General features: G+C 76.2%; 6 protein-coding genes. 3 read left to right on the plus strand and 3 right to left on the minus strand.

Annotated features, from left to right (window positions below):
• Positions 1-53: 53 nt before the first annotated feature.
• Entirely contained in the window at positions 54-656 is a 603-nt protein-coding gene (locus tag ACIQOV_RS25240) for a ClpP family protease (protein ID WP_387695131.1), read from the minus strand.
• A gap of 1 nt (position 657) precedes the next feature.
• Positions 658-1,296: an ATP-dependent Clp protease proteolytic subunit gene (locus ACIQOV_RS25245; protein ID WP_380354999.1), complete on the minus strand. Its 639-nt coding sequence runs from the start codon at positions 1,294-1,296 to the stop codon at positions 658-660.
• A 256-nt stretch (positions 1,297-1,552) separates the two neighbouring features.
• Between ACIQOV_RS25245 and ACIQOV_RS25250 the strand changes: the two genes are divergently transcribed.
• Together ACIQOV_RS25250 and ACIQOV_RS25255 are read left to right on the plus strand one after the other, a co-directional pair.
• Positions 1,553-2,077 carry a hypothetical protein gene (locus ACIQOV_RS25250; protein ID WP_401052084.1) on the plus strand — a complete coding sequence of 175 codons (525 nt, stop codon included), beginning with the start codon at positions 1,553-1,555 and terminating at the stop codon, positions 2,075-2,077.
• Positions 2,074-4,914 carry a M48 family metalloprotease gene (locus tag ACIQOV_RS25255; protein ID WP_401052087.1) on the plus strand — a complete coding sequence of 947 codons (2,841 nt, stop codon included), beginning with the start codon at positions 2,074-2,076 and terminating at the stop codon, positions 4,912-4,914. The genes ACIQOV_RS25250 and ACIQOV_RS25255 overlap by 4 nt, the downstream gene beginning before the upstream one ends.
• A 93-nt stretch (positions 4,915-5,007) precedes the next feature.
• Here the strand turns inward: ACIQOV_RS25255 and ACIQOV_RS25260 are convergent, their stop codons facing one another.
• Positions 5,008-5,145, minus strand: coding sequence for a hypothetical protein (locus ACIQOV_RS25260; RefSeq protein WP_401052089.1), 138 nt, complete (start codon positions 5,143-5,145; stop codon positions 5,008-5,010).
• 201 nt (positions 5,146-5,346) lie between these two features.
• Here ACIQOV_RS25260 and ACIQOV_RS25265 point away from each other — a divergent pair.
• Positions 5,347-5,536, plus strand: a 190-nt coding sequence (locus ACIQOV_RS25265) for a hypothetical protein (protein ID WP_401052092.1), incomplete at its 3' end; no start/stop codon positions are given.

Below are 5,536 nucleotides of genomic sequence, written 5' to 3' on the forward strand. Positions count from 1 at the left end.
GGCGGCCGGGTACGGCTGGGGGCGAGCCCCTGCCGTACCCGGCCGCGCGCGGCTCACCCGGACGCGAAGCGCCGGCTCAGCACCTGGTCGGCGATCCCGTAGGCGACGGCCTCCTCGGCGGAGAGCACCTTGTCCCGGTCCATGTCCGCGCGCAGCGTCGCCACGTCGTGGTGGGTGTGCCGGGACAGGACCTCCTCCACCTGCGCGCGGATGCGGACCATCTCCTTGGCCGCGAGGCTGAGGTCGGAGACCGTCCCCCGCCGGCCGCCGCTGGCCGGCTGACCGAGCAGCACCCGGGCGTGCCGGAGCACGAACCGCCGCCCGGGGTCCCCGCCGGCCAGCAGCACCGCCGCCGTGGAGGCGGCCTGGCCGACGCAGAAGGTGGAGATCGGCGCCTGCACGAAGGTCATCGTGTCGTAGATCGCCATCAGTGAAGTGAACGATCCGCCGGGCGAGTTGAGGTAGATCGAGATCTCCCGCTCCGGGTTCTCCGACTCCAGGTGCAGGAGTTGGGCGATGACCACGTTGGCGACCGAGTCGTCGATCTCGGTGCCGAGGAAGACGATCCGCTCGTTCAGCAGCCGGCTGAAGACGTCGTAGGTGCGTTCGCCCTGCGCGGTGCGCTCGATGACGTAGGGAACCGTGTACGAGCCCATGTCACAGTCCGATCCGTCGGCGGGAGGCGGCCGGGCGGATGTCGGCGACCGACTCCACCACCCGGTCCACGAGCCCGTACTCCCTGGCCTGCTCGGCGGTGAACCAGCGGTCCCGGTCGCCGTCGCGCGCGATGGTCTCCTCGCTCTGCCCGGTGTGCTCGGCGGTGATCCGCTCGATGGCCCGCTTGGTGAACTGGAGGTTCTCCGCCTGGATCTCGATGTCCGCGGCGGTGCCGCCGATGCCCGCCGAGGGCTGGTGCATCATGATCCGCGCGTTCGGCAGGGCGAAGCGCTTGCCGGGCGCCCCCACCGTGAGCAGGAACTGGCCCATGCTGGCGGCGAAGCCCATCGCCAGCGTCGAGACGTCGTTCGGGATGAGCCGCATGGTGTCGTAGACGGCCAGACCCGCGGTGACCGAGCCGCCGGGGCTGTTGATGTACAGGCTGATGTCGGTGCGCGGGTCCTCCGCCGACAGCAGCAGCAGCTGCGCGCACACCCGGTTCGCCGACACGTCGTCGACCTGCGTGCCGAGCAGCACGATCCGCTGGGCGAGCAGCTGCGCCGCGAGGTGGTCGTCGAAGGCGCTGGGCGGGGTGTCGCCCTCCGCCGCGCGGGGCGGGGGCGTGGTGAGCGGGGCCATCGGGTCTCCTTGTCGAGGCGGGGGGCGGAACTCGCCGTCCACTCCACTCTCGCCCCGGGAGGGCCTCCGGATGCGGCCGCTCTGCCCGCGGCGGATTCGCCGAGGGCAGAGCGGGCCGGCGCCCTGCCGCGCCGCCGGACCCGGGGCCCGTCCGCAGGGAACGGTCGGAAAACTTCCTGGATGACGAAGCTCCGACTGGGGTAAGTTCCGCCAGCACATCGTCAGTTGACGAAAGATCAGCTGGGAGGTCGGGCGGATGGCCGGATCGGTTCGGGACGTCGTCGTGGATGTGGTGACCCGGCTGGCGCCGGAGGAACTGCCGTTGCTGCGGGGGTTGGACGGGCTGTCCTCCGAGGAGGTGGTGGCGCTGTTCGGACGCCGGCAGCGCGGCGAGCCGCTGGGGTTCGGGCTGGCCGAGGCGGCCGCGCTGGCCACCCCGGTGGTGTGGATGGCGGTGGACGAGGCGTGCCGGGCCGCGGTCGGTGCCGGCGTGAGGCGCGCGGGCGGCGGGCTGCGGCGGCTGTGGCGGCGCGGGCGTGCCCGGTCCGCGGTGGAGCCGCCCGTACCGCCGTTGGACGAGCGGCAGTTGGCGGCCGTCCACGCCCGGGTGCGCACGGGTGCCCGCGAGGCCGGGTTCGACGAGCCGGCCGCCGGCGCGCTCGCGGACTGCGTGGTGGCCCGGCTGGCCATGGAGCCGGGCGCGCCCGCTCCCCCGGCGGAACCCGGCTCCGGGGCCGGGTGCGGGTCCGGCGCACCGCTCCTCCCGGAGCCGCCGGCATGAGCGCACCCGCCGCGCCGCCGGTGCCACCGATGCCGCCGCAGCCGCCCGCCGCCCCGCCGGTCCTCGACCCACGGGTGCTGCCCGCCGGAACCGCCCTGCGCTTCGGCCTGCTGCTGCTGTCCATGCTTGTCGCCGGCCACCACATGCTGACGACCGTGCTGGACCTGGTCCGCAAGGGCCGGCCGGCGGAGTACGCCTGCAAGCTGGCCGCCGGGTTCGACCCGGACGGGGACTTCCTGGCACAGCTGGGAGTCGCCCCGGGGACGGACCCGGCCCTGCGCGCCTGCCTGGCCGCCGTACCGGACGACCCGTCGTGGCCGGTGCCCGTCGCTCTGGCGCTGGTGCTGGCCATGGCCGCGGCGCTGTATCTGCTGCTGCCGCGCTGGCGTCGGCGCTCCCGCCGGCTGGTACCCGTGGACGGGCAGCTGCGGGAGGAGCTGGAGCGCCTGGCGGGGCAGGCCCGGCTGCCCGTGGTACCGGAGTTCGTGGTGGACCCGCGCCGGCTCGGCCCGGGGGCGGTGGCGTTCGGCCACGCGCGCCGGCGCACCGTGTGCCTGTACGCGGGGCTCTCGGTGAGCCGGCACAGCGATCCGGCCGGGTTCCGGGCCGTGGTGCTCCACGAGTTCGCGCACATCCGCAACCGGGACGTGGACCTGGGGTACGCGGTCACCGCCCTGTGGCGGGTGTTCGCACTGCTGGTGGCCCTGCCGTTCGTACTGGTGGTCGGCGGGACGCTGGTGGGCGCGGAGTTCGGGCTCTTCGTGGGCGCCGACCGGGTGTTCTGGCCGGCCGGGCGGGCGCCGCTGGTGCGGCAGACGGCCACCGCGCTGGGGATGGCGCTGCTGGTGGTCCTGGCCCGCGCCGACACGCTGCGCCACCGGGAGCTGTACGCGGACGCGGACGCCGTCGCCCTCGGCGCCGACCGGCGGGTGTGGGACGTGCGCGACCCCGCGGGCCCGGCCGCCCGGCTCGGCCGCATCTGGCGGTCGCATCCGACCTGGGCGCAGCGGCGCCGGGCGCTGGACGATCCGGCGGCGTTGTTCACCCTGGCGCCGTTGCAGACGTTCCTGGTGGGCGCGGCCGGTATCGCCGTCCCCCTGCTGCTGCCCCCGTTCGCCGACGGGACGGTCGGGGTGTGGCTGGCCACCGTGCCGACGGTGCTGATCCTCGCGGTGGCGGCCTGGCGGTCGACGGCGTACGCGGCGCACCGCGGGACGGCCGGGCCGGACGGGCTGCGGGCGGGGCTGTGGCTGGGCGCCGGCCTGGTGGTCGGCGAGCTGACCGTGGACATCACCGCCGGCCGGAGTTGGTTTCCGGAGCATCCGATCGCCCTGCTCGTGCCGCTGGTCGGCGCGTTGGCGTACGTCCCGTGGCTGGTGCAGTGCGCCCGGCTGGGGCTGGTTCCGGGGCGCGGGCGGGTGGCCGCGGTGATGGCGCTGGCGGCGGCGGTGCTGGTCGCCGCGGCCGGGCTGACCTGGTGGTCGGGGGGCGGCCACCTGTACACCGCCGGGGACTTCATGGTCCAGGGCGGGATCCGGGAGGTGCTGGTCCAGCAGTTCCCCGACGGGTGGGAGCGGCACCGGGCCGAACTGGGGTGGATCGCCGCCGTGCTGCCGCGTCTCGGGACGGACGGGCGCACCGTGGCCTTCGCCGCGGCCGCGGGGGCGCTGTGGGCGCTGCCGTACCTGCTGTGGCTGTTCGGCGGGCACCGGGGGCTCGGCCGGGTGCTGCGCCGCGGGCTGCTGGGCGGTGTCCTGTGCGTGGTCGGGCTGCTGGTGGTCAAGGCGGCGCTGTACCCGGGCCGGCCGCCGCTGGGTGAGCGCGGGAGCGGGTACGCGCTGCGGTACGTGTGGTGGCTGACGGTCGCGATCTGGGCCGGGGTGGTGGTCACGGCGGTGGTCGTGGCGCTGGTGTCCCGGCGACTGTGGCTCGTCGGGGCGCTGGTGGCGGCGGGCATCGCCCAGGCGTGCGCGCTGGTGGCGGTGTTCCTGCTGATGTCGGTGGACGGGTGCCTCGGGCCGATGCGGACCATGGGCGACAGCTGTCTGTGGGTGCCGCGGGGCGGTTGGCCGGTGGTGCAGGTGCTGGCCGGCCCGGTGCTTCCGGCGCTGTTCGGGGCGGCGATGGCCGCGGCACTGGTGCGGCTGCCGCTCGCGCTCGTCCGACGGGGCGGCGGCCCGGAGACCGCCGACCGGGTGGCGCGCTCCGGCGCCCGGCGGGCGGTGCTCGCCGGGGTCCTCGTCGGGGCGCTGGCGCTGGGGCCCGTCGCCGTGCAGGCGTCGGCGTCGGGTTCGGCGGGCGGGCTCGGCCCCGTGGTGCAGCGTCCGGCCGACGCCCGGTCCGAACGGGTGCGCGTCTTCCAGCTGCTGATGTGGTACCGGGTCGGCGGGAAGCAGGACACCCTGGCGCTCATCGAGGGGTACCAGGCCTTCTACGACGAGGTCCAGGTGCTCGAACGGACGGCGCGGGAGCACCCGGGCGAGCGGGTGCGGTTCGACGGCCGCCGCTTCGCCGGGATCTGCACCACGCTCCACCGCGCCGCCGGGACCGCCCTGGGACACCTCCACATCCCCGACTCCGGCCTGGACGGGCCGTGGTGGGCGGCGCTGGAGCAGACCCGACGGGCCGGGCAGCACTGCGCGCAGGTCATGGACCGCGACCGCGAGGAGCAGCCGGGCGAGGGCGACGCCGTACTGACGGAGGTCGCCGACGGGCTCCGTGCGACCCTGGGCGCCATCGATCCCGTCGTGCGGCGGATCGAGAGCGACGGGCCGCGGTACTGGCCGGACCTGGTCCGCATCACCGGCCCTCGGCCCTCGGGGCAGGGCGACGGCTGAGGGGCGGTCCCGCTCGGGCGGTCGGCTCGCCGAACCGGCGGGCGGGGCCGGCCGCGGCCTGCTCCTGCTGAGCGCTCGGCGGCCGCCGAGCGCTCAGCCCGAGGAGACCGGGAGGACCGGCGGGACCGGCAGGGCCGGGAGTCGGTCCAGCGCGATCCCGAAGCGGGTGCGGTAGGCGGCGAGGGCCTCGTCGTCGGCGAGGGTCCGCTCGGGGTCTGGCGCGTGATCCATTCGGCCGTTCCACCGGGGTGCGGGGCGCGGGGGCATCGGCTTTTGGTCCTACGTCCACCCGGACGGCCGTGCGCGGCCACGGGTCGGCATCGCCCCCGGGCGCTGCCCCCGCTCTGCCCTTTCGGCCCTCGTGGACGCCCGCGCCGGGGCCGTAGTCTCGACGGCCGGGGGCCGGACGGCGACACGGGAGGGCGGGGAAGCGTGCGCAAGGCCGTGACACACTCGGTGCCGCCGGTGCCCGGGGCCGCACCGAGGAGGCGTACGACGCCGGGCCCGGCCGCGGTGCCCACCGCCCCCGGGAGGGCGCCGCACCCGGCCGAACTCGCCGCCCTCCAGCGGACGGTGGGCAACGCGGCCGTGACGCGCCGGCTGCAGCGCCAGGAGGCCCCCG

The organism is Kitasatospora sp. NPDC091257 (assembly GCF_044757675.1).
Classification (GTDB): domain Bacteria; phylum Actinomycetota; class Actinomycetes; order Streptomycetales; family Streptomycetaceae; genus Kitasatospora; species Kitasatospora lactacystinica.